The following is a 26,313-nucleotide window of genomic DNA, read 5'->3' as shown; positions in this document are numbered from 1 at the left end:
AAAAGGGTAATTGCGTGATCATGAATCAAGACCAACTTTTACAACGAGCCGAACGACTCTGCGAACAACGCGGGATCCGCTTCACCCCTACCCGACGTCAGGTGTTCAGGCTGCTGGCTGCCCATGGCAATGCCATCAGCGCCTATGATTTGTTGGCCCAGTTGCAACAAACCGAGGCCCACGCCAAGCCGCCGACCGTTTATCGGGCGCTCGATTTTCTGCTCGAACAGGGTTTTGCCCACAAGGTGGAGTCGCTCAACGCCTTCATATTCTGCTGTCACTTCGACCATGCCCACCCGATGCAGTTGCTCATCTGTGACCAGTGCGGCGAGGTGGTCGAGTTGCATGATCCGGCGATCGATGGCGCGTTTTCCGAGCAAGCCAAGTTGCATGGCTTTACTATTACCAATAAGACGATTGAGGCACATGGCCAATGTGCTCGCTGTACGCCCACTGTAGGAAGTCAACATGAAGGCTGATTTTGTAAACCCGTTCCTGCTCTCCCTGCTCAATGTGCTCTCCACCATGGCACAGCTTGAGCTCAAGCCGGGCAAACCCAAGCGCAAGATGGACGAGCTGGCGCGCGGCGATGTCTCCGGCCTCATCGGCATGGTCGGCCCGCAGACCCGGGGATCTCTCTCCATCAGCTTCGAGAAGGGGTTGGCGCTGGAGATCATGCGCCGCATGCTGGGCGAGGCGCCGGCCACCATCAATGAAGAGGTGACCGACATGGTGGGCGAGATCACCAACATGGTGACCGGCGGTGCCAAGCGCATGCTGGGGGAGAAGGGGTATGAATTCGACATGGCGACTCCCATCATCGTTTCCGGTCTCAACCACACCATCACCCATCGTGCCGACGGCACCAAGATCATGATGCCGTTTGAATCAGATTTCGGTCGGGCCACCATCGAAATCTGCTTCGAGTAACCCTATGTGGAAAGCGCTGAAATGGTTCTTCATCGGCTGGGCCCTGCTGCTTATTCTCTCTGATATCGAGATTTCCACCTCGCTCTACAAGTATGAAGACAACCGGGTACTCGTGAATTTTCCGCGCTGGCAGGCAGCACAGCCCTGGGGCACCTTTGAGTGGCATGCCGGACGGGTGGAGACCCACTGGTACGGATTGGCCGGCAAACCCAAACCGGATCCGTTGCTGTAACGGTCGTGGCAGCACAATGAAAAAGGCCAGCTGATGCTGGCCTTTTTCATTGCTGGCTTGCTGGTTAGGCGGTTTCTGCCGCCAGCGCCTGACGAGGGCGGAGCAACATGCCGAGGCCGCAGGTCAGCAGGGTTGGCAGCAACCAGGCCAGTCCCTTGTCGAACAGCGGCAGGAAGGCGAATGCATTCATCTGCATGCCGGCGGCTCCCAGCCCGTCCAGACAGCCAAACAGGAAGGCGACCAGCAGCACGGCGCGAAACGCCAGCCGTGGGCGGCCGAAATAGCCTTGTACAAAGGTCACCAGCACCAGTGCGATGGCGACCGGGTAGATGGCGACCAGCACCGGGATGGAGAGGCTGATGAGCTGACTCAGCCCGATGTTGGCAACCAGGATGGAGACGCATCCCATCAGCAGTACCCATTTGCGGTATGTCCAGCCGGCCAGACCGTGGAAGTAGTCGGCGCTGGCGCAGAGCAGGCCGACCGCGCTGGTGAAGCAGGCCAGGGTAATGATGGCGGCCAGGATCAACTGACCGGAGTGGCCAAACAGGCTCAGCACATAGGCGTTGACGATGGCGCCGCCATTGTCGACGCTGGTCACCACGCCTGCTGCGCTGTTGCCGAGGTAGAACAGGGAGATGTAGACCGCCGAGAGACCAACCGCCGAGATGAGCCCTGCGATGGTCAGGTACTTGAACTGGCTCGGATAGTCCTCGATCCCCCGGCGTTGCAGCAGGCCGATGATGAGGGCACCGAACATCAGGGAGCCGAGGGTATCCATGGTGTTATACCCCTCCAGCATGCCCTTGATGAGTGGCGTCTCCGTATAGTCGCCGCTGGCCTCTGGCTGGGTGCCTTGCGGGTCAATCAGGACCCCGACCGCCAGGATCAGCAGCATCACCATCAAGACAGGGGTCATGTATTTGCCCACTGCATCGAGCAGCCTGCCCCGATCCAGCGATACCAGGATCACCAGCGTAAAGAAGAGCAGGCTGTAGAGCAGCAGCCCGTGTTGGCCGGCATCACCCAGCCAGGGCTTGAGCCCCATTTCATAAGCCACCAACCCGGTACGGGGGGTGGCAAAGGCCGGCCCCATGATGATGTAGATGGCGACGGCCAGCGCCGTGGCCGCCCAGGTCGGCAGATAACGGGTCATCGCCGTCCAGCCACTGCTGCCTTGCCCGGCGCTGCCTCTGGCAACGGCGACCAGCGTCAGCAGGGGTAGACCCACCGCCGTCAGCAGAAAGCCGACCATGGCGGCCGTCAGATGCTCACCGGCCATGAAGCCGGCCAGCGGTGGAAAAATGATGTTGCCTGCCCCCAGATAGAAAGCAAACGTCATAAAACCCAGTCCGAATATGTCGGACAACTTCAATGATTTCGTCAAACCTAACCTCATCTGCCTTATCAGCTTGTTCTTGTTGATTGCACCCACTGCCTGGCAGATAACCGGATAACAATGCTTCCCTCTCCTCCACGATGCGCACATCGACGAAGGAGTACCATCTTGAGCATAAAGAAGAGATATTTGATCTCAGTCACACATTAATATCTTGAAACAATTTATTTGACCAGAATAAATCACCGACCAATCTGAGGAAGCCAGCACAAGGGGCGGGAGACAGAGTCGCTTTGTCGATATGGGGTTGATAACCAGGGGACAAAAAAGCGCTGACAGCCATACAAACAAAAGAGCCTGCACAAGGCAGGCTCTTTAACGATGGGCGGGGCGAGATCAGGCGGCTTCGGCAGCCAGTTTCTCGCCGGAGCGTACCAGCATCCCGAGGCCACAGGCCAGCAGGGTCGGCAGCAACCAGGCCAGGCCTTTGTCGAACAGCGGCAGGAAGGCGAAGGCATCCATCTTCATGCCGGCGGCACCCAGGCCGTCCAGGCAGCCAAACAGGAAGGCAACCATCAACACGCCACGGAACACCAGGCGCGGGCGACCGAAGTAACCTTTCAGGAAGGTGACCAGCACCAGCGCCACGGCGACCGGGTAGATGGCGACCAGTACCGGAATGGAGAGGCTGATGAGCTGGCTCAGGCCCACGTTGGCTACCACGGCGCAGATGGCACCCAGCAGTACGACCAGCTTCTTGTAGCTCATGCCGGTAAGGTTGTGGAAGAAGTCGGAGCAGGCGGAGATCAGACCCACGGCAGTGGTGAAGCAGGCCAGGGTGATGATGGCGGCCAGGATGAACTGACCCGGCTGGCCAAACAGGCTCAGTACGTAGGCGTTGACGATGGCGCCGCCGTTGCTGACGTCGGTGGCGACGCCGGCAGCCGTATTGCCCAGCTGGAACAGGGAGACATAGACCACGGACAGACCGATGGCGGAGATGATGCCGGCAATGGCCAGGTACTTGAACTGGCTACGGTAGTCCTGGATGCCTTTCTGGCGCAGCAGGTCGACGATCAGGGCGCCAAACATCAGGGACGCCAGGGTGTCCATGGTGTTGTAGCCTTCCAGGATCCCTTTCACGAAGGGGCCGTTCTGATAGTCGCCGGAAGAGACCGGCATGGAGCCTTGGGGTGCCACGAATACACCGATGGCCAGAGTCAGCAGCAACAGCATCAGCAGCGGGGTCAGGTATTTGCCGATGGCGTCCATCAGCTTGCCCTGATTCAGGGAGACCAAGATGGCAACCCCGAAGAACACCACAGTGTAGGCAAACAGGCCGGCTTGGCCCATGTCACCGAGGAAGGGCTTGAGGCCCATTTCGTAGGCTACCAGACCGGTACGGGGGGCGGCAAAGGCCGGACCAATGATGATGTAGATGGCGACAGCCAGCGCGGTGGCCACGCCGGCCGGCAGCAGCTTGGTCATGCCGGCCCAGCCGTTGCCAGCCTTGGCGACGGCGATGATGGTGATGAGGGGCAGACCCACGGCGGTCACCAGGAAGCCCAGCATGGCCAGAGAGAGGTGTTCACCTGCCATGTAGCCGGCCAGTGGCGGGAAGATGATGTTACCGGCGCCCAGATAGAACGCGAAGGTCATGAAGCCCAGTCCGAGTACGTCGGACAATGTGAGTGATTTCGTCAAGTTCAACCTCGTCTGTCTTGTAAACTATTGCTTGTTATAGTTTTTTATTGGTCGGTGACCGGCGTTGTTCAGGGTAAAAAAAAGGAGCCCCGCTTGTTTTTTCATCGCAACCAGTGGTTTGAGCTGGTCTGGAGCGGGCGCTCGTTTAGGAGTCAGCATAATGGCGTGAAAAAATAGTTCAAGACGAAATTTACATCTTCAAATAGAAGGGGCTGGTCAGTTGGATATATCTGTCGGAATAGGTTCCCTCAGCAGAATGGATCACAATTTCACCCCTATCACACCTGTTTAATCCTCTGCCAAGTAGCAATAAAACACGATTTGCCTCTTTTCCAGCTCTGGTTATAACAGCTGTGTAACAAACGGCATGCAGATCATAATCCGCCGAAATGCATAAAATTTCATCGGCCATGGCCGTTGGCACGACCAGTGCGACCTGGCCATCGGGGGCCAGCAAGCGGTCGCAGGCGGCCAGCAGAGCATGGCTGTCGAGGGTGCCGGTATGGCGGGCCATCGCCCTGGCCGGATCGCGAAATGACTGGCCCGCCACGAAGTAGGGGGGGTTGGCGACGATGAGATCGTAAGGGTCGGCCTGATACCCCTGAATGGCGCTCTCTATGATGGTGACTCGCAGCGGCCAGGGGGAGGCGGTCGCGTTCTCGCGGGCCTGTTGCGCCGCATGCTTATCCAGCTCCACCGCATCTATGCGGCAGTCGGCGTGGCTGCGTTGGGCCAGCATCAGGGCGATGAGGCCGCTGCCGGTGCCAATGTCGAGGATCCTGCGGGCCTTGCCGAGCGGTGCCCAGGCGCCCAGCAGAATGCCGTCGGTGCCCACCTTCATGGCGCAGCGATCGTGCTCGACGTGAAACTGTTTGAAGGTAAAACCGTTCTTTAGTGCCATCCAACTCCCGTCCTGTGCCCGCCTCGCAGAAAATGGTCGGCGATTATAGCGGCTAAGGCACAGTCACCATAGGAGCCGACGACATAATCGCCTATAATCTGCCGTTTCCTTAATGACCGAGTATTGCCATGAGCCAGTCCTTTGATGATTTCGACCTGAATCCAGCCCTCAACCGGGCCTTGGCCGAGATGGGTTTCACCCGCCCCACCACCATCCAGCAGATGGTGCTGGAGCCAGCCCTGGACGGCCGCGATATTCTGGCATCCGCCCCGACCGGTACCGGCAAGACCGCCGCCTTCCTGTTGCCGGCGCTCCAGCATCTGCTGGACTTCCCGCGCCGCAAGCCGGGCCCCTGCCGCATGCTGGTGCTGACCCCGACCCGCGAGCTGGCGCTGCAGGTGACCGCTCACGCCAAGGCGCTGGCTGCCCACACCAATCTCAGCATCGAGACCATCATCGGCGGCGTCAGCCACGAAGAGCAGCTGCCGGCCCTGACCAAGACCACCGACATAGTGGTCGCCACCCCGGGCCGTCTGCTCGAGTACATCGAGAAAGAGGAGTTCGAGAGCCACGATATCGAGGTGCTGGTGCTGGATGAAGCGGACCGCATGCTGGACATGGGCTTCATCAAGGACGTGAACCGTATCGTGGAAGAGGCGCGCTATCGCAAGCACACCATGCTGTTCTCCGCCACCCTGGAAGGGGCTGGCCTCGAGAAGTTCGCCAGCGAGATCCTCAAGGATCCGGTGGAGCTGCACGCCGAGCCGCCGCGCAGCGAGCGTCGCCCGATCACCCAGTGGGTTCACCTGGCCGACGACGCTGCCCACAAGCTGGCCCTACTGGTGCACATCCTGAAGAACCCGGAAACCCAGAAGGCCATCATCTTCGTCAAGACCCGCGAGCGGCTGGCGGAGCTCTCCGGTCAGCTGCAGGCGGCGGGCGTGCCCTGCGCCTGGATCCGTGGCGAGATGGAGCAGGCCAAGCGCATCGAGTCGATCCGCAAGTTCCATGAAGGGGAGGTGCCTTTCCTTATCGCCACCGACGTTGCCGCCCGCGGCATCGACCTGCCCAACGTCAGCCATGTCATCAACTACGACATGCCTTACGGCGCCGATGTTTACGTTCACCGTATCGGCCGTACCGGCCGCGCCGGCAACCGCGGTTGCGCCATCAGCCTGGTGGAGGCCCACGACATGGCCATGGTGGCCAAGATCGAACGCTACACCGAAGAGCGCCTCAAGCGCCGGGTGATCGACGAGCTGCGTCCCAAGCACAAGGAGGCGCGGGTGCCGGTGAAGAAGAAAAAGCCGAAGGACGACAAGAAGAAGTCTGCCAAGAAGAAAAAGAAGTAAGCCTGCCCGCCACAACGGCCATCCCCGGATGGCCGTTGTGCTTTTTGGCGTTTGATGGGTCGGATGTCGGGCAGAAAAAAGCCGACGTATAAACGTCGGCCAATAAAAAGTGCTTACAACAGAGGATTCACCTATTCAGACTGGAGGATCCTGAAATTGGTTCCCTCGGGTCGTAATTAATTTTCAGCGCGTTTGAACATCAGGGTGTTGGCGTCGGACTCTTCCGCTACGAAGTAATAGCCGTCGGCATTGAATCCGGTCAGCTGCTCCACCTTGGTGAGTCTGTGCTTGATGATGTGACGGGCCATCATGCCGCGTGCCTTCTTGGCGTAGAAGCTGATGATCTTGAACTGGCCGTTCTTCTCGTCCTTGAACACTGGCGTGATGATGCGCCCCTGCAGGGCCTTGGGGCGTACCGACTTGAAGTACTCGTCGGAGGCGAGATTGATCAGTACCTCGTCCCCCTGGGCGGCCAGCGCCTTGTTCAGGTGTTCGGTGATGATGTCGCCCCAGAACTGGTAGATATCCTTGCCGCGCGCGTTGTCGAGACGGATCCCCATCTCCAGCCGGTAGGGCATCATCAGATCGAGCGGACGCAGCACCCCGTAGAGACCGGAGAGCATGCGCAGGTGGGCCTGGGCGAAGTCGAGATCCGCCTCGCTGAAATCTTCCACCGCCAGCCCCGTGTAGACATCCCCCTTGAACGCAAGCAGTGCCTGACGGGCGTTGGCCGGGGTGAAATCAGGCTGCCAGTCGGCAAAACGGGCGGCGTTGAGGCCGGCCAGCTTGTCGCTGATCTTCATCAGGCTGGCGATCTGGTCCGGGCTCAGCTGGCGGGCCCGGCCGATCAGTTCGGCGGAGTGGTCCAGCAGCTCGGGTTGGGTGAAACGGGAAGTCACCAGCGGCGACTCGTAGTCCAGCGTCTTGGCCGGGGAAACCACAATCAGCATAACGATCCTTTATAGCGGTGACGCACGCCCCTCATTCATCCAGGGTGACGTTGTCGAGTGTGCCTGAACCCAGCTGCTCTCGGCCAGACAGCTTGATCAGCAGTCGCAGGTCGTTGGCGGAGTCGGCATGGGCAAGGGCCTCACTGTAGCCAATTTGGCCGGCACAGAACAGGGCGAACAGCGCCTGATCGAAGGTCTGCATGCCGAGTTCGGTGGACTTGGTCATCACCTCCTTGAGCCGGTGCATCTCCCCCTTGCGGATGATATCGGTGATGAGCGGGGTGTTGAGCAATACTTCGAAGGCGGCAAAACGACGCCGTCCATCCGGGCTGGGCAGCAGTTGCTGGGCCACGATGGCGCGCAGATTGAAGGAGAGATCGAACAGGAACTGACGGTGTTTCTCCTGAGGCACCAGGTGCAGGATGCGATCCAGCGCCTGGTTGGCGTTGTTGGCGTGCAGGGTGGCGAGGCAGAGATGACCGGTCTCGGCGAACTGCAGGGCAAACTCCATGGTCTCCTGGCTGCGGATTTCGCCGATCAGGATCACGTCCGGCGCCTGACGCAGTGAGCTCTTCAGCGCCACGTCGAACGACGCTGTGTCTATGCCCACCTCGCGCTGGGTGATCAGGCTGCGGCCGTGCTGATGCACGAACTCCACCGGATCTTCTACCGTCAGGATGTGGCCGTCCACATGCTGGTTGCGATAGCCGATCATGGCCGCCTGGGTGGTGGATTTGCCGGCGCCGGTGGCACCGACGAACAGCACCAGCCCGCGCTTGGCCAGGGCGATCTCCTGCAATATGGGGGGCAGCGCCAGCTCGTCGAAGGTGGAGATGCGGGTCTCGATACGGCGCAGCACCATGCCGGGCAGCTCCTGCTGCCAGAAGGCACTGACCCGAAAGCGGCCAAGCTCCTCTCGGTGGATGGCGTAGTTGGCCTCCTTGGTGCGCAGGTAGCGCTCGAAGTGATCCTGACTCAGGGTCTCTTTGACCAGCGCCAGTGCCCTTGCCTTGTCGAGGGGCGCTTCTGCCAGCGACTGCAGGTGGCCGTTGACCTTGAGGGTCGGCGGCGTGCCGACCGTGATGAACAGATCCGAACCTTTGCGGGCAACCAGTTCGGCCAGCAGGGCATCCAGATTCATAACGACTCCTTCCCTAGATTCGTCGTGGTTAGATGGTGTTGGGGTCGACCGCCTTGGCCTTGGCATCCAGTGCCGCCACCATGCCGCGGCTCACCAGCTGCTTGAGGCTCTGATCCATGGTCTGCATGCCGTGGGTCATCCCGGTCTGGATCACCGAGTAGAGCTGGGCGATCTTGTCCTCCCGGATGAGGTTACGCACGGCGGGAATACCCATCATGATCTCGTGTGCCGCCACCCGGCCGCCACCGATGCGCTTGAGCAGGGTCTGGGAGATGACCGCCCGCAGCGACTCGGAGAGCATGGAGCGCACCATGTCTTTTTCCGCTCCGGGGAAGACGTCGATGATCCGGTCGATGGTCTTGGCCGCCGACGAGGTGTGCAGGGTGCCGAACACCAGGTGGCCGGTCTCGGCCGCGGTCATGGCAAGGCGAATGGTCTCGAGGTCGCGCATTTCACCCACCAGTATGATGTCCGGGTCTTCCCGCAGCGCCGAGCGCAAGGCGTTGCTGAAGCTCTTGGTATCGCGGTGTACTTCCCGCTGGTTCACCAGGCAGCGCTTGTTCTCGTGCACGAATTCGATGGGATCCTCGATGGTGAGGATGTGGTGATGGAAGTTCTCGTTGATGTAGTTGACCATGGCCGCCAGGGTGGTGGACTTGCCCGAGCCGGTTGGGCCGGTCACCAGCACCAGGCCGCGGGGGTATTCGGCAATCTTGCGGAAGATCTCCGGGGCGTCCAGATCCTCCAGACTCAGCACTGTGCTGGGGATGGTCCGGAATACCGCGCCGGAGCCGCGTGCCTGCTGGAAGGCGTTGACCCGGAAGCGGGCCAGGTTCGGCACCTCGAACGAGAAGTCCACCTCGAAGTTCTCTTCCAGTTCCTTGCGCTGGTGGTCGTTCATGATGTCATAGATGAGGGCGTGTACTTCCCGGTGCTCCAGGGCGGGCAAATTGATCTTGCGAACCTCGCCATCAACCCTGATCATCGGGGGAACCCCGGCCGAGAGGTGTAGATCCGAGGCTTTATGTTTTACACTGAAAGCCAATAACTCTGTGATATCCATAGATTTGTCATTCTCCCATCACTAGATCACGAACGAAACATGAGCCAGATTGCCGAGCACCTGCTTCAGGTAAAGGAACGTATTGTACAAGCCGCCAGCCGGGCTGGCCGACGCAGCGATCACATCCAGCTGCTGGCGGTCAGCAAGACCAAACCGCTGGAGGCCGTTTGCGAGGTCTATGCCGCCGGTCAGCGCCGCTTCGGCGAATCCTACGCCCAGGAAGCGGCCACCAAGATAGATACCCTGCGTGAGCAAGGGACCTGTACAGACATAGAGTGGCACTTTATCGGCCCGCTGCAATCGAACAAGTCCAAGCTGGTGGCCGAGCGGTTCGACTGGGTACAGAGCGTGGACAGAGAGAAGCTGATCGAACGCCTCAACAACCAGCGCCCGGTTGAGCTCGCTCCGCTAAATGTCTGTCTGCAAATCAATATTAGCGGAGAGAGCAGTAAATCCGGAACGTCGGAGCAAGAGATTTTCCGTCTGGCCGAGCTGGTCTCCCGCTGCGAGCGGCTGCGGCTGCGCGGTCTGATGGCCATTCCGGAGCATACCAGCGACGAGGCGGTACTGGCCGCCCAGATGGTGCGCATGCAGACTCTGTTCACCGAGCTTGCGCGACAATACCCGGGCGTGGACACCCTTTCGATGGGGATGACCGAGGATCTCGAACTGGCGATCGGCCACGGCAGCACCATGGTGCGGGTCGGTACCGCCATCTTCGGTGCCCGCGACTATTCATGAGCAGGAGCCCGTGATGCCGTGCATGCGGGCTCTGCTTTCTTCAGATCACAGGAGTGTTTGATGCAGTACAGAACCCTCGCCTTTATCGGGGCAGGCAACATGAGCCGCAGCATCATTGCCGGCCTGGTTCAGGCGGGCTACCCGGCTGACCGGATCATTGCCGCCAACCCCAGTCGGCCCAAGCTGGATGCGCTGGCCGGCGACTACGGCATTCGCGTCACCCAGGACAACGCCGAGGCGGCCCGGGCGGCCGAAGTGATCGTGCTGGCGGTCAAGCCGCAGCTGATGGCGGCCATGCTGAGTGCGCTGGTGACGGCGCTGGGCACGCTGGAGGGCAAGCTGCTCATCTCCATCGCCGCCGGCATCAAGGTGGCACGGCTGGCGGAGATGGCGGGCGGCCACGGCCGGATCATCCGCACCATGCCGAACACCCCGTCTCTGCTGGGACTGGGCATGACCGGGCTGTACGCCCCGCCCGGCATCGAGCAGGCCGATCGTGAGTTGGCCGAGCAGATGATGCAGGCGGTGGGCAAAACCCTCTGGGTGGAGCAGGAGTCCGGCATCAACGGCGTCATCGCCGCGGCCGGCAGCGCGCCTGCCTACTTCTTCCTGTTCATGCAGGCCATCGCCGAGGAGGCCGAGGCCATGGGCTTCTCCCCCGAGCAGGCCCGCCTGCTGGTGCAGCAGACCGCTCTTGGTGCGGCCGCTATGGTCGAGCAGAATCCCGAGCTGTCGCTGCAGACCCTGCGCGAGCAGGTGACCAGCAAGGGCGGCACCACCGCCGAAGCGATCAAGACCTTCCAGCAGCAGGGGCTGATGCCGCTGACTGCACATGCCATGCAGGCGGCCGTTGCCCGGGCCGGCGAAATGGAAACCCTGTTCTGAACCCGATTTTCGTTACTCTCAGCTGCAACCTGGAGCCCAGATGAACACTGCTTACTTTCTGATTAACACGATTTTTGACCTCTATCTCATGGTGGTGCTGTTGCGCGTCTGGCTGCAGTGGGCCCGTGCCGACTTCTACAACCCCATGAGCCAGATGGTGGTCAAGCTGACCAATCCGCTGGTGGTGCCGCTGCGCCGGGTCATTCCCGGGCTGGGCGGGCTGGATCTGGCCTCGGTGCTGCTGGCCATCATCATCGCCTTTGCCAAGCTGGCGCTGCTCAAGAGCATGAACGTGCTGCTGGCCGACTGGCTCACCCTCAGCCTGTTTGCCGGGCTGACTGTGCTGAAGAAGGCCGGCTCCATGATCTTCTGGGTGCTGCTGATCCGCGCCATCCTGAGCTGGGTCAGTCAGGGTCGCAACCCCATCGAGTACGTGATGCACCAGCTGACCGAGCCCTTCCTGGCCCCCATCCGTCGCATTCTGCCGGCGCTGGGCGGGCTGGATCTCTCCGTGCTGGTCGCCTTTATCGGGCTGCAGGCCATAAACTATCTGTTGGGGGATCTGTTCGGCCAGCTGTGGTGGATGATTTGATGGCAGCCGTCCTGCGGGAAGGGGATGAGCTGATAATGCATCTGATGATCCAGCCCAAGGCGAGTCGGGATCAGATCGTCGGGTTGCACGGAGAAGAGTTGAAAGTGGCCATCACGGCGCCGCCGGTGGATGGTCAGGCCAACAGCCACTTGATCAAGTATCTGGCCAAGCAGTTCAAGGTGGCCAAGGGGCAGGTTCGCATCGTGCGGGGGGAGCTGGGGCGGCACAAGACGGTCGCCATCGAGGCGCCCAGACAGATCCCCGCCGAGGTCAGTGCCCTGCTGGACAATCAGGGTTAACACGAGAAGGATGACACCATGAAAACAGCCTGGATAAGCTGCCTGCTGGCACTGTTGCTGACCTTGCCCCTGCGGGCCGAACAGATGAAGGAGCTGGGCCCCTGGCAGGTGCACTACAGCGCCTTCAACTCCAGCTTCCTCACCCCCGAGGTGGCCAAGGCCTATGGTCTGGAGCGCAGTCGCTACAACGGCATCGTCAACATCGCGGTGCAGAACAAGCAGGGGGTGGCCCAGGCGGTGGGGATCACCGGCGAGGCCAAGAACCTCACCGGCACCATCCGCAACCTGACCTTTCAGGAGGTCAAGGAGGGCAACGCCATCTACTATCTGGCGGTGCTGCCCTATCGCAACGAGGATACCTACCAGTTCACCCTGAAGATCATGGGGGAGGGGCAGCAGCAGACGCTGACCTTCCAGCAAACCTTCTACGTCGACTGATGCCGGCACCCACCTTGCTCTGAAAAAAAGCCCCGAACGCAGGTCCGGGGCTTTTTTATGACGTTATGACGGCGAGTCGGTCGGCGGCGTGAAGTCGTGGATCTCCCCCAGTCGCGGGGTGAAGCGAGGATCCTGATCCCGGTTGTGTTCCACCCACTCCATGGCCTGGCAGAAGCTCTCCCGCTTCGAGAATTCGCTGCGCACCTGATCGATGGCCCGCTCCGCGCTGCGCCGCTCCATCTTGCTGGCCTTGCGGTCGCTGAACTGTTGCTGCTGGGCCAGCATCCATTCGGTGAAGGCCTGGCGGCACTGTGTTTCGCTGGCCGCCTGGGCGGGCAGGGTCAGTAGCAGAGAGATCATCAATACAAAACGCATAACAAACCGGTGATTGAGGGGGCGGTTGCCTTAAAGGGCGGCATTTTATGCCGAAAACTTGAGCATGAACAGGGGGCGATGGCAGAAGATTGGGGCCGGCATGGCCGGCCCCAGGCAGGATCAGTGCTTGACCAGGTAGAGCTGGCGGCTGTAGGCCACGTCTTCCGGATTGTTGATGGGGTAGCCCTTGAGCCAGGGCTTGATCAGCCGGGCGTTGGTGTATTGATAGATGGGGGCGATCGGCGCCTCCTCCTGCAGTACGGCCTCGGCCTCATCGAACAGGCGGGCCCGTTCACGGGGATCCTGACTGTTGGCCGCCTTGGCCAGCAGGGAATCGTAGCCGGCGTTGGCGAAGCGGGCCATGTTGCCGCTGTGGTGGGAGCCCCACAGGCCGAGGAAGGCTGATGGATCGTTGTAATCGGCCACCCAGGAGGAGCGGATCACCTCGAACTGGCCGCTCTGACGGCTGTCGAGATAACTCTTCCACTCCTGATTGGTGAGTTCGACCTGGGCCCCCAGCTTCTGTTTCCACAGGTTGGCGATGGCCAGCGCCATCTTCTTGTGCACCTCGGCCGTGTTGTAGAGCAGGGTCAGCTTGAGCGGGTTGGCCGGGCCGTAGCCCGCCTCCTTGAGCAGGGTTCTGGCCTTGTCGTCGAGGACCTGCTGGCTGCTGCTGGAGAGCAGGTTGGCCTTGGGCTCGAAGCCGGCGACCACATCCGGGGTGAAGTGATAGGCCGGTTTCTCACCCGTGCCCAGGATCTTGTTGGCGATGAGGCCCCGATCGATGGTGTAGGAGAGCGCCTTGCGCACCCGCACATCGTTGAGAGGGGCGCGCTGGGTGTTGAAGGCGTAGTAGTAGGTGCCGAGCTGATCCGGGGTATAGACCTCGCCCGGGATCTGCTCCATCAGCTTGTGATACTGCTCCTTGGGGAAGGACTCGGTGATGTGCAGGTCGCCGGCCAGGTAGCGGTTGGTGGCCGCACTCTCCTGGTTGATGGGCACGAAGGTGACCTTGGTCAGCACGGTATGGGCGCGATCCCAGTAGTAGGGATTGGGGGTCAGCTCCAGCTTCTCGTTCACCACCCGGTGACTCAGCACGAAGGCCCCGTTGCCGACCAGCTTGCCGGGCTGGGTCCACTGGTTGCCGTATTGCTCCATGCTGGCACGATGCAGCGGCGACAGACTGGGGTGGGTCAGCAGGCTTAGGAAGTAGGGCACCGGCTGGGAGAGGGTCACCTGCAGGGTATGCTGGTCGAGGGCCTTCACGCCGAGTTCCTCGGGGGGCAGCTTGCCGGCTACTATGTCGTCCACCTTGTCGAAGCGGGCTAGCTGGGCGAACCAGGCAAAGGTGGCGGCCTCTTTGGGATCGACCAGTTTGCGCCAGCCGTAGACGAAGTCGGCGGCCTGCACTGGATCGCCGTTCGACCAGCGGGCGTCCGGGCGCAGATGGAAGGTGAAGCGCTGATTGCCCTGGTTGTCCCAGCTGGCGGCCACCCCGGGCTGCACCTTGCCGTCCGGCCCCTGGGTCAGCAGCCCCTCGTAGAGATCCCGCAGTACCTGTAGTTCGGGCAGGCCGACCAGCTTGAGCGGACTCAGGCTCGCCGGCTCGTCTTTCAGATGACGCACGACGGCCTGTTCGGCGGCGAGCTGGGTGCCGGGCGGAACATCGGCAGCCTGGACACAGGCACTGCCCAGCAGGGCCAGCAGAAGACTCCATCCTTTCATGGTTAATCCTTCAAATAGTGTGAAGCGGGGAGAAAACTCGGCGATAAGTGGTCGCCGACAGACGGGAAATCATGATATCCCGTTTGCTGGTCAGACCGCCAGTATGAGTCCCTCGGCAGGGGACGCTGGCGCCCACGTTGACCCCCAATCCGGGGCGAGGAGCAAGCGATGAGAACATGGATCCTGTTGGCCCTGGCCATCAGTCAGGGGGCCTGGGCGCTGGCGCCGTGCGAGCGGCAGAGCAAGGTCGGCAGCTGGTGCGAGGCAAACATCGCCGCGCTGCACCCCACCCAGGGAGGCGTGGGCCAGATCCAGGTCGACAACACCCAGGCCGAGCTGGCGGGCAAGAGCGCAAAACAGCTCGACAAGGTGATGAAAAAGAAAGAGATCCCCATCGTCATCGCACCCGATGGCGGCTACTGGCAGGTGGACAGACACCATCTGACCAAGGCGCTGTGGCAACTCGGGGTGAAGCAGGTGCGGGTCAAGGTGATCGCCAGGCTGCAGGACAAAGCCAGCTTCTGGAGCCAGATGCAGGGCAATCATTGGGCCTGGCTCAAGGACGAGCGGGGGCAGCCCCTCACGCCGGAACAGTTGCCGAGCCGCATCGACCTGCTACCCGACTACCCCTATCGCACCCTGGCCGGGTTGCTGCAGGATGCGGGCTATTTTGACAAGCGGGAGCAGGTCTACTTCGTCGAGTTCGCCTGGGCCAGCTGGCTTGGCCGGCAGATGGACTGGCTGCCGATCGACAGCGCCAACCTGGCGGATCGCCTCTATCAGGCCAAACGGCTGGCGTGCAGCAACAAGGCGGCCGATCTGCCCGGCTATCCCGGCAAGCAGTGTCGGGTCAATCCGCCCGATAGCGACAACTGAGTGACAGGATGAAAGCGGGGGGCCATGGCCCCCCGCTGCATCATGGTCGGGTCTCGCCCCAGCGGGCGGCAGCCTGTTCCAGCAGGGCCACCTCGCCTTGCTGGATCAGTGGCAGCAGGGCCTGCACCTGTTCATCTGGCCACTCCCACCAGGCCAGCGCCTGCAAACGGGCAATCTCGTCCTCAGCAAAGCGCATCCTGATAACCTTGGCCGGCGTACCGGCCACCATGGCATAGGGCGGCACATCCTGATTGACCAGGGCACGAGCCGCTATGATGGCGCCGTCGCCGATGGTGACCCCCGGCATGATCATGACGTCCATGCCGAGCCAGACATCGTTGCCGATGCGGGTGTCGCCGGCCGGGCGATAGCTGCGCCGGAGCGCTTCCACATCTGAAAACGGATAGGTGCTGATGAAGGCCGTGTTGTGGGTCTGGTTGCCACCCATGATGATCTTCACCCCGGCGGCTATTTGTACATAGTCGCCGATATGGAGCTGATCGATGTGCCAGAGCGGCTCCCAGCCCCTCTCCTGGCTGCGGCTGAAACGGTCGCCGTGCAGATAGCGCACGACATGCTCTTCAAAGGGGCCGTCCCAGGCGCCGGAGTAGTAGCTGTGCCGTCCCTCTCCTGGCTGCGGCTGAAACGGTCGCCGTGCAGATAGCGCACGACATGCTCTTCAAAGGGGCCGTCCCAGGCGCCGGAGTAGTAGCTGTGCCGTCCCTTGAGATGGATGTTGGGGTTGCTCACCGTCAGATGCAGGTATTCGACCTGCGACCAGTGTTGGCAGGGTTTCATGGCTGTTTCCTCGTTCAAATGGATAGGGGGGATGACGCGAGGAGCGCAGCTAATAGATCCAGACCAGCAGGCGGGGCACGCACAGGGTCGAGCAGCCCAGCGCCTGGGGTAAACGGGGTCGCAGCATGGGAAGAGGGATCCTGAAGGATGAGCGCCCATGGTAAGCCATGCGGTGGCGGGAGCCAAGGCGTGCACCGCCAGCTGGTCAAAACCTGCACAAAATATCGGGTTGATATTCATTCTCAACTGGGCATGATAAAAGTCCCACCCATCAACCTGGGAGATCGGCATGACCCATCAAATCTGGCAGCGTTACATGCTGGAGGCTGAAAATGCGCTGGGCGCCGGCGCGCTCGGCACCGCCATCTGCCTCTATCAACAGGCCCTCGCCGAGGTGTATGAACTGAGTGACGGCGATCTGGATGAACTGGCCAGCATGCGGGTGGCGACCTGCCACCGACTGGCCGACTTCTGGCGCGCCATGGAGGAGCCGGCCTACGAGCTGCGCTACCTCAAGCTGGCTTCGGAGCTGGTCACTGCGCTGGTGCCCCAGTGTCCGAACCGGGAGTGTGAATCCCTCATCAGTGAACTGGGCTGCTGCCGGGCGGCGCTGCTCTCTTTCCTCAAGCGCCACCCCAATCCCGATATCGCCCGCCTGATCCAGTTGCAGGATCAGGTGCAGGGCTGCGAGCTGATCGGCCGTTTTCGCCTCAACTGAGGATCATTTACGGCCCTTGAGGCGCTGGGCGATCCGCATCTGTGCCTCTTCCCCCTGTAGGGCGAGGGAGAAGGCGCGCGCCTCCAGATCGATGACGAAGTGCACCGCCTGCCTGAGCTCTTGCTTGAGCAGCGCCTTGCTCTTTTGCAGCGCCCCGGGCGCCTTGGCCGCCAGTTTCAGACCCTGCTCCCTGGCAAAGGGGAGCAGGGCTTCGGCCGTCAGCACCCGGTTGGCAAGGCCGAGTCGCAGCGCCTCGTCGGCATCGATGGCTTCGGCCAGCAGCAACAGCTCCGCCGCCTTCAGGTGGCCCACGCTGCGTGGCAGCAGCAGGCTGGAGGCAAACTCCGGCACCAGCCCCAGCTCGACGAAGGGCAGTTGCAGACGGGCATTGTCGGCCAGATAGACCAGATCGCAATGCAGCAGCAGGGTGGTGCCGATGCCGACCGCCGCGCCGCCGACCGCGGCGATCACCGGTTTGGGGAAGTCGGCCAGGGTGTGCAGAAATTGCAGGATGGGGTCGTCGGGATCCAGCCCCGTCTTGCCCATGAAGTCGGCCAGATCATTGCCGGCGGTGAAGCAGTCGGGCTGCCCCTGAATGAGCAGGGCATGGATGGCGTCATCCGCCGTCGCTTGCCGCAATGCCTCGGTGAGCGCACGATACATGGCGGTATTGAGGGCATTGCGCTTGTCGGGACGATTGAGGGTCAAGGTGAGCAAGCCATCCTGCTGCTCGGCAATGATAATGGGGTCCATGTCTAAATCCTTGTTATTGCTGGCTGTCAAAGGGTTACCACTGCGGTAAGCTTTGTTGCGTTTAACAACATCATAAAAGGATTTCAACCATGTTTAAACGTGCGTTCTATTCCCTCTTGGCCCTGGGACTGGCCGCTCCCGCCCTGGCCAAGGTCGAGGCCGTCGATGGTTATGTGCGCCTGCTGCCGCCGGGCTCTCCCAATACCGCCGCCTTCCTGGTGCTGAAGAATGATGCCGATCAGCCGGTCAAGCTGGTGGCCGCCGCCTCGCCCGAGGTGGGCCGCGCCGAGCTGCACACCCATCTGCACGAGAACGGCGTGATGAGGATGCGCCAGGTCGAGAGCATAGAGGTGCCGGCCAAGGGGGAAGTGGCGCTCAAGCCCGGCAGTTTCCACATCATGCTGTTCGAGGTGCGCGAGCTCTCCCAGGGCACCCCTTTCCCGCTGACGCTGACCATGGATGATGGCCAGCAGCTGGAGCTGAGTCTGCCGGTGAAGCCGGTTGAACCCATGGCAGGCATGCAGCACTGACATTAATGGACGCTTGTTCAGCTTTTTACACTGTGTATTCCCGTCGCTCTGGGTAAAATGATGGCCTTTCCAGTCCAACAAGAGAGTAACGTGATGAAGAAGACCTTGATTGCCGGTTGTGTGCTGGCCCTGTTCAGCCAGGCTGCCATGGCTGCCGATGACTGGCGTTTTGCCGCCGGTACCGATGTATGGAATGCCCAGGGCAGCGGCCAGATCAACGGTGTCGGGGCCAACGGCAGCTACGACGAGAACTACAACTGGAGCGGCTACCTGCAACTGGAGCACGGCATCATCCTGCTGCCCAACGCCAAGTTCGAGATCTCCGATTTCGGCACCAGTGGCGGCGCCCTCAACAACGATCTGATGGCCTATGACCTGAGCCTCTACTATCGCCTGTTCAACAACGATCTGTTCCAGATCGACCTGGGTCTGACCGGTCGTCGCTACGATGGCGATTTCAACACCCAGCACTACTCCTATGACAAGGACGTGCTGATGGCCTACACCGGCGCCGAAGTGCGTATCCCTGGTACCGGCTTTGCCGCCTTCGGCGATGCCCGCGTGCAGGATGCCGACAACTACGACTACCGTCTCGGTGGCTCCTACAAATTCGCGACCGTACCGCTCAAGGTGCGTGCCGGCTGGCGTGATGCGAGCATGGACTTCGATCGCGTTGACCAGCGGGTAGACGGCTGGTTCATCGGTGGCGAATTCACCTTCTAAATTCCGGCAATCTCTGGTGACGATGCCCTCATCATCCCGATGGCGGCATCCGGCGAGGAACGAACATGGGTCATATCATAGTGACGGGGGCGGGGTCCGGCTTGGGCCGCGCCTTGACCATAGGTCTGGTTGAACGGGGCCATCAGGTTTCCATGATGGGGCATCGTTATCAGAAGCTGCAGGAGCAGGAAGCCTTGTTCGGCAAGGCGGTGATCGGCATTGCCGCCGATCTGGCGCACCACGAGGAAGTGGATGTCGCCTTTGCCGCCGCGGTGGAGTGGGGCGGCCTGCCCGAGCTGGTGCTGCATTGTGCCGGCGTGGGCGAATTCGGCCCGGTCGGCGTCTATACCGCCGAGCAGATCCGCCGGGTGGTGGAGAGCAACCTCATCTCCACCATTCTGGTGGCCCAGCAGACGGTGCGCCTCATCGGCGACAAGGGCGGGGTGCTGGCCAATGTGCTCTCTTCCGCCGCCCAGGTGGGCAAGGCCAACGAGAGCCTCTACTGCGCCTCCAAATGGGGGATGCGCGGCTTTCTCGAATCCTTGCGGGCCGAGCTTAAGGGCTCGCCGCTGCGGCTGGTGAACCTCTATCCGAGCGGGATCCGCAGTGAATTCTGGGACAACTCGGATCACGTGGACAGCAGCGGCTTCATGACCCCGGAAGATGCCGCCGCCTACATGCTGGATGCACTGGAAGCCAGAAGCAGCTGCCACGTGACCGATCTCTTTATCGGTCGCAATCCCTGACAAAAGGCCGCCGTCATCCGGTTGCCGTCGTCAGAAGAGAGAAACAAAAAGCGCGCCATCGGCGCGCTTTTTTTATACCAGCGAGGGGCGGGATTAACGGCCCAGCTTGGCCTTGAGCATGGCGACGATGTCGCTGATGGCCACTTCCTGCTTCTCGCCGGTGCGGCGGCACTTGTACTCCACCACGCCGTTGTCCATGCCGCGCTCACCGATGACGATGCCGTGGGGCACGCCCAGCAGCTCCATGTCGGCGAACATCACGCCCGGACGCTCTTTACGGTCGTCGAACAGCACGTCGACACCGGCGGCCTTCAGCTCGGCGTAGAACTGCTCGGCCAGCTCGGCGACACGCACGGACTTGTGCATGTTCATCGGTACGATGGCCACTTCGAACGGGGCGATGGCGTCCGGCCAGATGATGCCGTACTGGTCGTTGTTCTGCTCGATGGCGGCAGCCACCAGGCGGGAGACCCCGATGCCGTAGCAACCCATCTCCATGGTGACGGACTTGCCGCCTTCGTTCAGCACGCTCGCCTTCATGGCCTCGGAGTACTTGGTACCCAGCTGGAAGATGTGGCCCACTTCTATGCCGCGTTTGAGCAGCAGCTTGCCCTGGCCGCACGGGCTCGGGTCGCCTTCCACCACGTTGCGCAGGTCGGCAACTTCATAGGTGGCGATGTCGCGATCCCAGTTGGCACCGGTCAGGTGGAAGCCGGTCTCGTTGGCGCCACAGACGAAGTCAGCCAGGTGGGCGGCGCTGCGATCGGCGATGATGCGACCGGCAAAGCCGACCGGGCCGATGGAGCCAGCATCACAGCCGGCGGCTGCCTTGATCTGCTCGTCGTTGGCGAAGGCCAGCGGGTTGGCGACACCCGGCAGCTTCTCGGCCTTGATTTCGTTCAGCTCGTGGTCGCCACGCAGTACCAGCGCGATGACCGCCTGGTTGCCGTGCTCGTCCGCTTCGCCCAGCACCAGCAGGGTCTTGGCGACGGCGCTCGGGGCCACGCTCAGGAAGGCGGCCACTTCATCGATGGTGTGGACGTTCGGGGTCGCAACCTTGGTCAGGGCTGCGGTGGCAGCGGCGCGCTCACCGGCCGGCGCCAAGGCTTCGGCCATCTCGATGTTGGCGGCGTAGTCGGAGCTGTCGGAGAAGGCGATCAGGTCTTCACCGCTCTCGGCCAGCACCTGGAATTCGTGGGAGCCGGTACCACCGATGGAGCCGGTATCGGCCTGCACCGGACGGAAGTTCAGACCCATGCGGGTGAACGCCTTGCAGTAGGCGGCGTGCATCTTCTCGTAGGTATCGACCAGGGAGGCTTTGTCGATGTGGAAGGAGTAGGCGTCCTTCATCAGGAACTCGCGGCCACGCATCACGCCGAAACGGGGGCGAACTTCGTCGCGGAACTTGGTCTGGATCTGGTACAGATTCAGCGGCAGCTGCTTGTAGCTGTTCACCTCGTAACGGATCAACGCGGTGATCACCTCTTCGTGGGTCGGGCCCAGCACGAAGGGACGGTTGTGACGGTCGGTCAGACGGCACAGTTCGGGACCGTAGTCATCCCAGCGGCCGGACTCCTGCCACAGCTCGGCGGGCTGAACCACCGGCATGGAGACTTCGATGGCACCAGCATTGTTCATCTCTTCGCGAACAATGTTCTCGATTTTTTTCAGAACCCGCAGACCGGACGGCAGCCAGGCATACATGCCGGAGGCCAGTTTGCGGATCATGCCGGCGCGCAGCATCAGCTGATGGCTGATGATCTCGGCGTCGGACGGGGTTTCCTTGAGAGTGGAAAGCAGATATTGGCTGGTACGCATCGCGGTAGACCTTAGCTAAGACGGGCGGCGGGGCCCTGGATAATTTCAAGAGCGGAATTTTAACAGGACGGGCCCTGCGGCCCAAGGGCTAAATTCGTACGATGGGAGAAAGCGGGGGCGTCGCCCCCGCTGCGGTCAGACCCGAAATTGCGACAGCAACCGCTGTTGCAGCAGGCTGGCCTGATGGAGAGAGGAGGCCAGTTGCAGACACTCCTGCGCCTCCTGCTCGCCGGTCTGGGCCTGCTGGCTGATGCCGGAGACCTTGTCCGAGGTGTGGCTCAGGGTATGGGAGAGCTGGCCGGTGGCGTCCGCCACCTGCTGCACCATGTCCGCCAGGTGGTCGATGGCGCCTTCCACCTTGAACAGGATCTGCTTGGTGTTGTCGGAATCCGCCATGCCCGACTCCACCGTCTTCAGGTTGCGCTGCATCATCAGGTAGGCGGTTTCGGTCTGTTGCTGGATGCTGTTGATCACCTCGTTGATCTCGGCGCTGGAGGAGGCGGTGCGATTGGCCAGGGTGCGCACCTCGTCGGCCACCACCGCAAAGCCGCGGCCCATCTCGCCGGCCCGGGCGGCCTCGATGGCGGCGTTGAGCGCCAGCAGGTTGGTCTGCTCGGAAATGCCGCTGATGGTGGAGATGATCTGGCCTATCTGACTGGCCTGCTCCTTGAGGGCGTTGATGGCGGTGGCGCATTCGCCCACCTCCATCACCACCCGCTGCATGCCCGCACTGGCGGAGGAGACATACTGACTGCTCTCGGTGGTGAGCTGGCGCACCTCGTTGGCGTTTTGCGCCGCCAGGCTGCAGTTGTCCGAGATGGTGGTGGCCACCTGCACCATCTGCTCGCTGTCATGGTGCAGCGCCTGGGCATGTTCGGCCGTCTGGCGGCTGCTCTGGCTGATGGCCTGAACCCGGTTGACCGAGGTGTGCACGTGCTCGCTGATGTGCTGGTTGTTGTCCATGGTGGAGCTGATCATCTTCTGCAGCTTCTCGATGAAGCGATCCACGCTGCCGGCCAGCGAGCCGATCTCGTCGTCACGCCTGAGGTTGATGCGGGCGTTGAGATCCCCTTCGCCGGCCGCGATGTCCTGCATCCGCCGATTGACCTGCAGCAGGGGCCGCACGATGGCGCGCACCAGCCAGAAGCCGCACAGGGTCACGATCAGCAGGCTGAACAACAGGCCGCCCAGGATCAGACTCTTGGTATGGTTGATGATGGCGTTGAGCTGACCCACCTGATCCTCGACCGTGGCATCGCCCTTGGCCTCCACCTCGACCAGCAATTTCTTGAGCTGATCGGCGCTCTGTTCGTAGCTGGTCAGCTGGCGTTGATATTCGCCAAGAGCCGCCATCCACTGCACCATCAACTGCTGAACCTCGGTTTCCAGCGCCCGATATTGGGTTGCCAGCGACTGGCCGGCAAACTCCCCCTCAGCAGGCACATCAAACAGCCCGCTGGCCAGCATGGCGTCGACCGCCTCCCGGTAGAAGCGGGTCGCCTCCTCCATCTCGCTCTGGATGGCGGGGGTGAGACCTTCACTCTGCATCTTCTCCAGCGCATAGAGCTGACGCAGGAAGCCTATATTGGCCTCCATGCCGCCATCAGCCGCGTGCCAGCGGGTCGCCAGGCCGCCATTCCAGCTGATGGCCTGATCCGGTGATTGGGTGAGGCTTTCGACCGCGCCGTCCCCCACCACCTCGAGCTGGGTCGAGAGACGGGACATGCGTTCCGAGCTGGCGCGCAGCGCCTGATCGAGGCGGATAAAAGCCTGGTAGAGCGCGAGCAGCTGTTCCTGCTGTTGTTGGTAGACCTGGTGTTGCTGGTTCATGGTGTTGATGGCCGCATCATCGATGAGCCGACCTTCGCCCACCCGGCGCATGGCGTCGGCGGTGGCGGTTCTGGCCTGTTGCAGCTCCTGCTCGTCGAGGGACATGCCTCGGAGCATTTTCTGGATGTAGAGCGACTGGTTGCCGAGCTCGATGGAACCCTCCATGGCGCCATCCGCGGTCTGCCAGGCGGCACCCAGCACGTAGGAGAGCAGATCCGCCAGTCGCTGGCTGCCATACCAACCGACGACGCCCATGCCCAGCGTGCAGCTGAGCAGAATGGCCAGCCCCAGATTCGATGTGGTGACGATTTTCATGATGAAGGACCTTCCTTGGTTCCAAATAAACCCAATTTAGTGTTTTGTCAGTAGCGACAAATTGCCATGCCAGATGGAAAATAAAGTTGCTGTCCGGTTCGGATCCAAGCATGGCTTGGAACGGGAGAATGTGCCGAAAATCCGCTGCGGTCCCGCCGCCCTATGCTGGATACTTATCCAGTTATTCTTTATGCTATGAGCCAATTTACAGATAGCTGGTTTGGCGAGGAGAGAGCCGTGATTGGTCGCTTGAGAGGCGTAGTCATTGAGAAACAACCCCCTGAGGTATTGCTGGAGGTCGGGGGCGTGGGCTATGAGGTACACATGCCCATGAGCTGCTTCTATGATCTGCCCGAGATCGGCAAGGAAGCGATCATTCACACCCACTTCGTGGTGCGGGAAGACGCCCAGCTGCTGTACGGCTTCAATCACAAGCAGGAGCGGGCGCTGTTTCGCGAGCTGATCAAGACCAACGGGGTCGGCCCCAAGCTGGCGCTGGCCGTTCTCTCCGGCATGACTGCCACCCAGTTCGTGCTGAGCGTCGAGCGCGAGGAGATAAGCTCCCTGGTCAAGTTGCCTGGGGTGGGCAAGAAGACCGCCGAACGGCTGGTGGTGGAGATGAAAGACAGGCTCAAGGGCTGGGTCAGCCACGATCTCTTCTCGCCGGCCGAGATCAGTCTGCCTGCCAAGGAGAGTGCCCTGCGGGCGCCGGATTCGAGCGAAGAGGCCGCCAGTGCGCTGGTGGCACTCGGTTACAAGCCGCAGCAGGCCAGCCAGATCGTCAGCAAGGTCGCGGTGGATGGCATGTCGGTGGAAGATATCATCCGTGAAGCGCTGCGCAGCCTGGTGTGAGGTAGAGAATGATTGAAGCGGATCGCCTCATTTCCGCCGCTGGCGGGCGTGAGGAAGAAGTCATCGATCGGGCCATCCGGCCCAAGCTGCTGGCCGATTACACCGGTCAGGATCCTGTCTGCGAACAGATGGAGATCTTCATCGCGGCGGCGCGCCAGCGCGGCGAGGCGCTCGATCATCTGCTGATCTTCGGCCCGCCCGGGCTTGGCAAGACCACGCTCGCCAATATTGTGGCCAATGAGATGGGGGTCAACATCAAGACCACCTCGGGCCCGGTGCTGGAGAAGGCCGGTGATCTGGCGGCGCTACTCACCAACCTCGAGCCAAACGACGTGCTGTTCATCGACGAGATCCACCGCCTTAGTCCAGTGGTGGAGGAGGTGCTCTACCCGGCGATGGAGGATTACCAGCTCGACATCATGATCGGGGAGGGGCCGGCGGCTCGCTCCATCAAGCTCGACCTTCCCCCCTTCACCCTGATCGGCGCGACGACCCGGGCCGGCTCTCTCACCAGCCCGCTGCGGGATCGCTTCGGTATCGTGCAGCGCCTCGAGTTCTACAACGTCAGGGATCTGACCGACATCGTTGCCCGCAGCGCCCGTTGCCTCGGGCTCGACATGACGGAGGACGGCGCGCTGGAGGTGGCACGTCGTTCGCGCGGTACGCCGCGAATTGCTAACCGTTTGTTGCGCCGGGTACGGGATTTTGCCCAGGTGAAATCCGATGGCCGGATTGATGGGCCCATCGCAGCTCGTGCCATGGACATGCTGGACGTGGATAACGAAGGGTTCGACTTCATGGACCGCAAGCTATTGTTGGCTGTCATAGACAAGTTTCTGGGGGGGCCGGTAGGGCTCGACAACCTGGCGGCCGCCATCGGCGAGGAGAAGGACACCATCGAAGATGTACTCGAACCCTATCTGATCCAGCAGGGCTTCCTGCAACGTACACCCAGAGGGCGGATCGCGACTCCAAGAGCTTATGCGCATTTTGGCCTGCAACGGCCAGATGAAGGGTAGAAACAGCTGATTGAACAAAAAACCGCCCCAGGAGGCGGTTTTTTGTTATCCGGGCAAAAAAAAGCCCACTGCGGATGCGGTGGGCAAAGACAATTCAGGATGGATGTTCACAGACAGTGAGTGCGTCTGGAGACAGACCGGTAAAAAACGGAGTGAGCCGTCGCGAGGCCTCAGAGTCGGTTCATTTGATAGAGCTGAACGAACGAAAGCTTGTAGTAACGGATGGTTTTAGCAACAAACTTTTTCATCTTTAATTCCAATAGACAGGTTCGAAATGTTCATCGAATACGTACCGGGAACCCAGATTGACCGGCCTGTATCCAAGGGTATGCCCTCACTGCGAGGCGCATTGTAGGAGCTCTATCTGGCTCGGACAAACAAGAAAAATTACCCATCTCAGATTAGATTAACTAATCATTTCATGGGTTTGTCGAATTAGCATGGATATGCGCTTTTGTTGGTTTTTAATTAGTTTTATTCAGGGGCGGAACAAGTAGGGGAAACATGATGAAAACACCCTTGCGAGTTGTTTTTTAACAGAAGCATTACTTATTTGCCTCAACAGGAAAATTGATTTAAATCAATGATTTGTGGTTTGTGTTTTTTTGTGACCCAGCTCTCTAAAATAATTGGCAAGGGTCGTGAAAATGCCTTTGAAAGGCATGTAT

27 protein-coding genes and 1 pseudogene are annotated in these 26,313 nt (G+C 61.1%); 16 read left to right on the top strand and 12 right to left on the bottom strand.

The features are described 5' to 3' along the window. Positions 1–20 precede the first annotated feature (20 nt). The 3 genes from zur to CAK78_RS07270 are packed head-to-tail and all read left to right on the top strand — an operon-like array spanning position 21 to position 1,162. On the top strand, positions 21–479 hold the full coding sequence (gene zur, locus CAK78_RS07280; RefSeq protein WP_005305041.1) for a zinc uptake transcriptional repressor Zur: 459 nt from the start codon (positions 21–23) through the stop codon (positions 477–479). Then, positions 469–930 carry a chemotaxis protein CheX gene (locus CAK78_RS07275; protein WP_094696848.1) on the top strand — a complete coding sequence of 154 codons (462 nt, stop codon included), beginning with the start codon at positions 469–471 and terminating at the stop codon, positions 928–930. The genes zur and CAK78_RS07275 overlap by 11 nt, the downstream gene beginning before the upstream one ends. A 4-nt stretch (positions 931–934) precedes the next feature. Next, positions 935–1,162: a hypothetical protein gene (locus tag CAK78_RS07270; RefSeq protein ID WP_010636173.1), complete on the top strand. Its 228-nt coding sequence runs from the start codon at positions 935–937 to the stop codon at positions 1,160–1,162. A 64-nt stretch (positions 1,163–1,226) separates the two neighbouring features. On the opposite strand, the gene brnQ (CAK78_RS07265) is transcribed toward CAK78_RS07270, so the two are convergent. The 3 genes from brnQ (CAK78_RS07265) to CAK78_RS07255 form a co-directional block, all read right to left on the bottom strand. Continuing rightward, positions 1,227–2,504, bottom strand: a complete 1,278-nt coding sequence (gene brnQ / locus CAK78_RS07265; RefSeq protein WP_254924727.1) for a branched-chain amino acid transport system II carrier protein — start codon at positions 2,502–2,504, stop codon at positions 1,227–1,229. A gap of 393 nt (positions 2,505–2,897) precedes the next feature. Then, positions 2,898–4,205 carry a branched-chain amino acid transport system II carrier protein gene (brnQ, locus tag CAK78_RS07260; protein WP_094696858.1) on the bottom strand — a complete coding sequence of 436 codons (1,308 nt, stop codon included), beginning with the start codon at positions 4,203–4,205 and terminating at the stop codon, positions 2,898–2,900. A 190-nt stretch (positions 4,206–4,395) separates the two neighbouring features. After that, entirely contained in the window at positions 4,396–5,106 is a 711-nt protein-coding gene (locus tag CAK78_RS07255) for a tRNA1(Val) (adenine(37)-N6)-methyltransferase (RefSeq protein ID WP_094696847.1), read from the bottom strand. A gap of 128 nt (positions 5,107–5,234) precedes the next feature. Here CAK78_RS07255 and srmB point away from each other — a divergent pair, with 128 nt between their 5' ends. Continuing rightward, complete coding sequence (gene srmB, locus CAK78_RS07250) at positions 5,235–6,458, top strand: ATP-dependent RNA helicase SrmB (RefSeq protein ID WP_017783071.1); 1,224 nt, start codon at positions 5,235–5,237, stop codon at positions 6,456–6,458. Positions 6,459–6,634: 176 nt separating this feature from the next. Here srmB and yaaA read toward each other — a convergent pair whose 3' ends face one another. Genes yaaA through tapT form a run of 3 tightly spaced genes read right to left on the bottom strand, consistent with a single transcriptional unit; the run spans position 6,635 to position 9,612 of the window. Beyond that, positions 6,635–7,408 (bottom strand): peroxide stress protein YaaA, encoded by a 774-nt coding sequence (gene yaaA, locus CAK78_RS07245; RefSeq protein ID WP_094696846.1) that lies wholly within the window; start codon positions 7,406–7,408, stop codon positions 6,635–6,637. 31 nt (positions 7,409–7,439) lie between these two features. After that, positions 7,440–8,549, bottom strand: coding sequence for a type IVa pilus ATPase TapU (gene tapU, locus CAK78_RS07240; protein ID WP_094696845.1), 1,110 nt, complete (start codon positions 8,547–8,549; stop codon positions 7,440–7,442). Positions 8,550–8,577: 28 nt separating this feature from the next. After that, positions 8,578–9,612, bottom strand: a complete 1,035-nt coding sequence (gene tapT, locus CAK78_RS07235; protein WP_005305010.1) for a type IVa pilus ATPase TapT — start codon at positions 9,610–9,612, stop codon at positions 8,578–8,580. 39 nt (positions 9,613–9,651) lie between these two features. Here tapT and CAK78_RS07230 point away from each other — a divergent pair, with 39 nt between their 5' ends. From CAK78_RS07230 to CAK78_RS07210, 5 genes are read left to right on the top strand one after another with little or no spacing between them, the layout of a single operon-like run. Continuing rightward, positions 9,652–10,353, top strand: coding sequence for a YggS family pyridoxal phosphate-dependent enzyme (locus CAK78_RS07230; RefSeq protein WP_094696844.1), 702 nt, complete (start codon positions 9,652–9,654; stop codon positions 10,351–10,353). A gap of 60 nt (positions 10,354–10,413) precedes the next feature. Further along, a complete protein-coding gene (gene proC, locus CAK78_RS07225) occupies positions 10,414–11,238 on the top strand; it encodes a pyrroline-5-carboxylate reductase (RefSeq protein WP_005305003.1) in 825 nt (274 codons plus the stop codon). A 40-nt stretch (positions 11,239–11,278) separates the two neighbouring features. Continuing rightward, on the top strand, positions 11,279–11,830 hold the full coding sequence (locus CAK78_RS07220; protein WP_094696843.1) for a YggT family protein: 552 nt from the start codon (positions 11,279–11,281) through the stop codon (positions 11,828–11,830). Continuing rightward, complete coding sequence (yggU, locus tag CAK78_RS07215; protein WP_011707385.1) at positions 11,830–12,129, top strand: DUF167 family protein YggU; 300 nt, start codon at positions 11,830–11,832, stop codon at positions 12,127–12,129. Before CAK78_RS07220 ends, yggU begins: the two co-directional genes overlap by 1 nt. An 18-nt stretch (positions 12,130–12,147) precedes the next feature. Then, on the top strand, positions 12,148–12,567 hold the full coding sequence (locus CAK78_RS07210; protein ID WP_005304995.1) for a DUF4426 domain-containing protein: 420 nt from the start codon (positions 12,148–12,150) through the stop codon (positions 12,565–12,567). 63 nt (positions 12,568–12,630) lie between these two features. Here the strand turns inward: CAK78_RS07210 and CAK78_RS07205 are convergent, their stop codons facing one another. Beyond that, on the bottom strand, positions 12,631–12,942 hold the full coding sequence (locus tag CAK78_RS07205; protein ID WP_005304992.1) for a hypothetical protein: 312 nt from the start codon (positions 12,940–12,942) through the stop codon (positions 12,631–12,633). Positions 12,943–13,062: 120 nt separating this feature from the next. Then, positions 13,063–14,667, bottom strand: a complete 1,605-nt coding sequence (locus CAK78_RS07200) for a peptide ABC transporter substrate-binding protein (protein ID WP_094696842.1) — start codon at positions 14,665–14,667, stop codon at positions 13,063–13,065. A 168-nt stretch (positions 14,668–14,835) separates the two neighbouring features. On the opposite strand from CAK78_RS07200, the gene CAK78_RS07195 reads away from it, so the two are divergent. After that, entirely contained in the window at positions 14,836–15,543 is a 708-nt protein-coding gene (locus tag CAK78_RS07195; protein WP_094696841.1) for a ParB-like protein, read from the top strand. Positions 15,544–15,583: 40 nt separating this feature from the next. Here the strand turns inward: CAK78_RS07195 and CAK78_RS07190 are convergent. Further along, positions 15,584–16,341 (bottom strand): annotated as a pseudogene (locus tag CAK78_RS07190) (CatB-related O-acetyltransferase). 289 nt (positions 16,342–16,630) lie between these two features. Between CAK78_RS07190 and CAK78_RS07185 the strand changes: the two are divergent. Continuing rightward, entirely contained in the window at positions 16,631–17,059 is a 429-nt protein-coding gene (locus CAK78_RS07185) for a DUF2753 family protein (RefSeq protein WP_005304979.1), read from the top strand. Positions 17,060–17,062: 3 nt separating this feature from the next. Here the strand turns inward: CAK78_RS07185 and CAK78_RS07180 are convergent, their stop codons facing one another. Next, a complete protein-coding gene (locus tag CAK78_RS07180; protein ID WP_043171424.1) occupies positions 17,063–17,812 on the bottom strand; it encodes an enoyl-CoA hydratase-related protein in 750 nt (249 codons plus the stop codon). An 89-nt stretch (positions 17,813–17,901) separates the two neighbouring features. Here CAK78_RS07180 and CAK78_RS07175 point away from each other — a divergent pair, with 89 nt between their 5' ends. The 3 genes from CAK78_RS07175 (at position 17,902) to CAK78_RS07165 (ending at position 19,811) form a co-directional block, all read left to right on the top strand. Further along, positions 17,902–18,342, top strand: coding sequence for a copper chaperone PCu(A)C (locus CAK78_RS07175; RefSeq protein ID WP_010636187.1), 441 nt, complete (start codon positions 17,902–17,904; stop codon positions 18,340–18,342). 93 nt (positions 18,343–18,435) lie between these two features. Then, positions 18,436–19,065 carry a TIGR04219 family outer membrane beta-barrel protein gene (locus tag CAK78_RS07170; RefSeq protein ID WP_011707376.1) on the top strand — a complete coding sequence of 210 codons (630 nt, stop codon included), beginning with the start codon at positions 18,436–18,438 and terminating at the stop codon, positions 19,063–19,065. 65 nt (positions 19,066–19,130) lie between these two features. After that, positions 19,131–19,811: an SDR family oxidoreductase gene (locus CAK78_RS07165; protein WP_094696840.1), complete on the top strand. Its 681-nt coding sequence runs from the start codon at positions 19,131–19,133 to the stop codon at positions 19,809–19,811. A gap of 93 nt (positions 19,812–19,904) precedes the next feature. Here CAK78_RS07165 and CAK78_RS07160 read toward each other — a convergent pair whose 3' ends face one another. Further along, the gene (locus tag CAK78_RS07160) at positions 19,905–21,629 is read right to left on the bottom strand and encodes a proline--tRNA ligase (RefSeq protein WP_094696839.1); all 1,725 of its coding nucleotides are present in this window, start codon (positions 21,627–21,629) and stop codon (positions 19,905–19,907) included. A 135-nt stretch (positions 21,630–21,764) separates the two neighbouring features. Beyond that, complete coding sequence (locus CAK78_RS07155) at positions 21,765–23,774, bottom strand: methyl-accepting chemotaxis protein (RefSeq protein ID WP_094696838.1); 2,010 nt, start codon at positions 23,772–23,774, stop codon at positions 21,765–21,767. A gap of 237 nt (positions 23,775–24,011) precedes the next feature. Between CAK78_RS07155 and ruvA the strand changes: the two genes are divergently transcribed. Together ruvA and ruvB are read left to right on the top strand one after the other, a co-directional pair. After that, entirely contained in the window at positions 24,012–24,626 is a 615-nt protein-coding gene (ruvA, locus tag CAK78_RS07150; protein ID WP_094696837.1) for a Holliday junction branch migration protein RuvA, read from the top strand. 8 nt (positions 24,627–24,634) lie between these two features. Beyond that, entirely contained in the window at positions 24,635–25,645 is a 1,011-nt protein-coding gene (ruvB, locus tag CAK78_RS07145) for a Holliday junction branch migration DNA helicase RuvB (protein WP_005304949.1), read from the top strand. Positions 25,646–26,313: the final 668 nt, after the last annotated feature.

It is taken from the genome of Aeromonas sp. A35_P (assembly GCF_002259925.1).
Taxonomy (GTDB): Bacteria; Pseudomonadota; Gammaproteobacteria; order Enterobacterales; family Aeromonadaceae; genus Aeromonas; species Aeromonas dhakensis.
Note: the sequence above shows the minus strand (reverse complement) of the source record. Positions and strands in the feature narration are given on the sequence as shown.

Coding starts and splice junctions, on each gene's coding strand:
- zur (WP_005305041.1), top strand. CDS start 21: ATGAATCAAGACCAACTTTTACAACGAGCCGAACGACTCTGCGAACAA.
- CAK78_RS07275 (WP_094696848.1), top strand. CDS start 469: ATGAAGGCTGATTTTGTAAACCCGTTCCTGCTCTCCCTGCTCAATGTG.
- CAK78_RS07270 (WP_010636173.1), top strand. CDS start 935: ATGTGGAAAGCGCTGAAATGGTTCTTCATCGGCTGGGCCCTGCTGCTT.
- brnQ (WP_254924727.1), bottom strand. CDS start 2,504: ATGACGTTTGCTTTCTATCTGGGGGCAGGCAACATCATTTTTCCACCG.
- CAK78_RS07255 (WP_094696847.1), bottom strand. CDS start 5,106: ATGGCACTAAAGAACGGTTTTACCTTCAAACAGTTTCACGTCGAGCAC.
- srmB (WP_017783071.1), top strand. CDS start 5,235: ATGAGCCAGTCCTTTGATGATTTCGACCTGAATCCAGCCCTCAACCGG.
- yaaA (WP_094696846.1), bottom strand. CDS start 7,408: ATGCTGATTGTGGTTTCCCCGGCCAAGACGCTGGACTACGAGTCGCCG.
- tapU (WP_094696845.1), bottom strand. CDS start 8,549: ATGAATCTGGATGCCCTGCTGGCCGAACTGGTTGCCCGCAAAGGTTCG.
- tapT (WP_005305010.1), bottom strand. CDS start 9,612: ATGGATATCACAGAGTTATTGGCTTTCAGTGTAAAACATAAAGCCTCG.
- CAK78_RS07230 (WP_094696844.1), top strand. CDS start 9,652: ATGAGCCAGATTGCCGAGCACCTGCTTCAGGTAAAGGAACGTATTGTA.
- proC (WP_005305003.1), top strand. CDS start 10,414: ATGCAGTACAGAACCCTCGCCTTTATCGGGGCAGGCAACATGAGCCGC.
- CAK78_RS07220 (WP_094696843.1), top strand. CDS start 11,279: ATGAACACTGCTTACTTTCTGATTAACACGATTTTTGACCTCTATCTC.
- yggU (WP_011707385.1), top strand. CDS start 11,830: ATGGCAGCCGTCCTGCGGGAAGGGGATGAGCTGATAATGCATCTGATG.
- CAK78_RS07210 (WP_005304995.1), top strand. CDS start 12,148: ATGAAAACAGCCTGGATAAGCTGCCTGCTGGCACTGTTGCTGACCTTG.
- CAK78_RS07205 (WP_005304992.1), bottom strand. CDS start 12,942: ATGCGTTTTGTATTGATGATCTCTCTGCTACTGACCCTGCCCGCCCAG.
- CAK78_RS07200 (WP_094696842.1), bottom strand. CDS start 14,667: ATGAAAGGATGGAGTCTTCTGCTGGCCCTGCTGGGCAGTGCCTGTGTC.
- CAK78_RS07195 (WP_094696841.1), top strand. CDS start 14,836: ATGAGAACATGGATCCTGTTGGCCCTGGCCATCAGTCAGGGGGCCTGG.
- CAK78_RS07185 (WP_005304979.1), top strand. CDS start 16,631: ATGACCCATCAAATCTGGCAGCGTTACATGCTGGAGGCTGAAAATGCG.
- CAK78_RS07180 (WP_043171424.1), bottom strand. CDS start 17,812: ATGGACCCCATTATCATTGCCGAGCAGCAGGATGGCTTGCTCACCTTG.
- CAK78_RS07175 (WP_010636187.1), top strand. CDS start 17,902: ATGTTTAAACGTGCGTTCTATTCCCTCTTGGCCCTGGGACTGGCCGCT.
- CAK78_RS07170 (WP_011707376.1), top strand. CDS start 18,436: ATGAAGAAGACCTTGATTGCCGGTTGTGTGCTGGCCCTGTTCAGCCAG.
- CAK78_RS07165 (WP_094696840.1), top strand. CDS start 19,131: ATGGGTCATATCATAGTGACGGGGGCGGGGTCCGGCTTGGGCCGCGCC.
- CAK78_RS07160 (WP_094696839.1), bottom strand. CDS start 21,629: ATGCGTACCAGCCAATATCTGCTTTCCACTCTCAAGGAAACCCCGTCC.
- CAK78_RS07155 (WP_094696838.1), bottom strand. CDS start 23,774: ATGAAAATCGTCACCACATCGAATCTGGGGCTGGCCATTCTGCTCAGC.
- ruvB (WP_005304949.1), top strand. CDS start 24,635: ATGATTGAAGCGGATCGCCTCATTTCCGCCGCTGGCGGGCGTGAGGAA.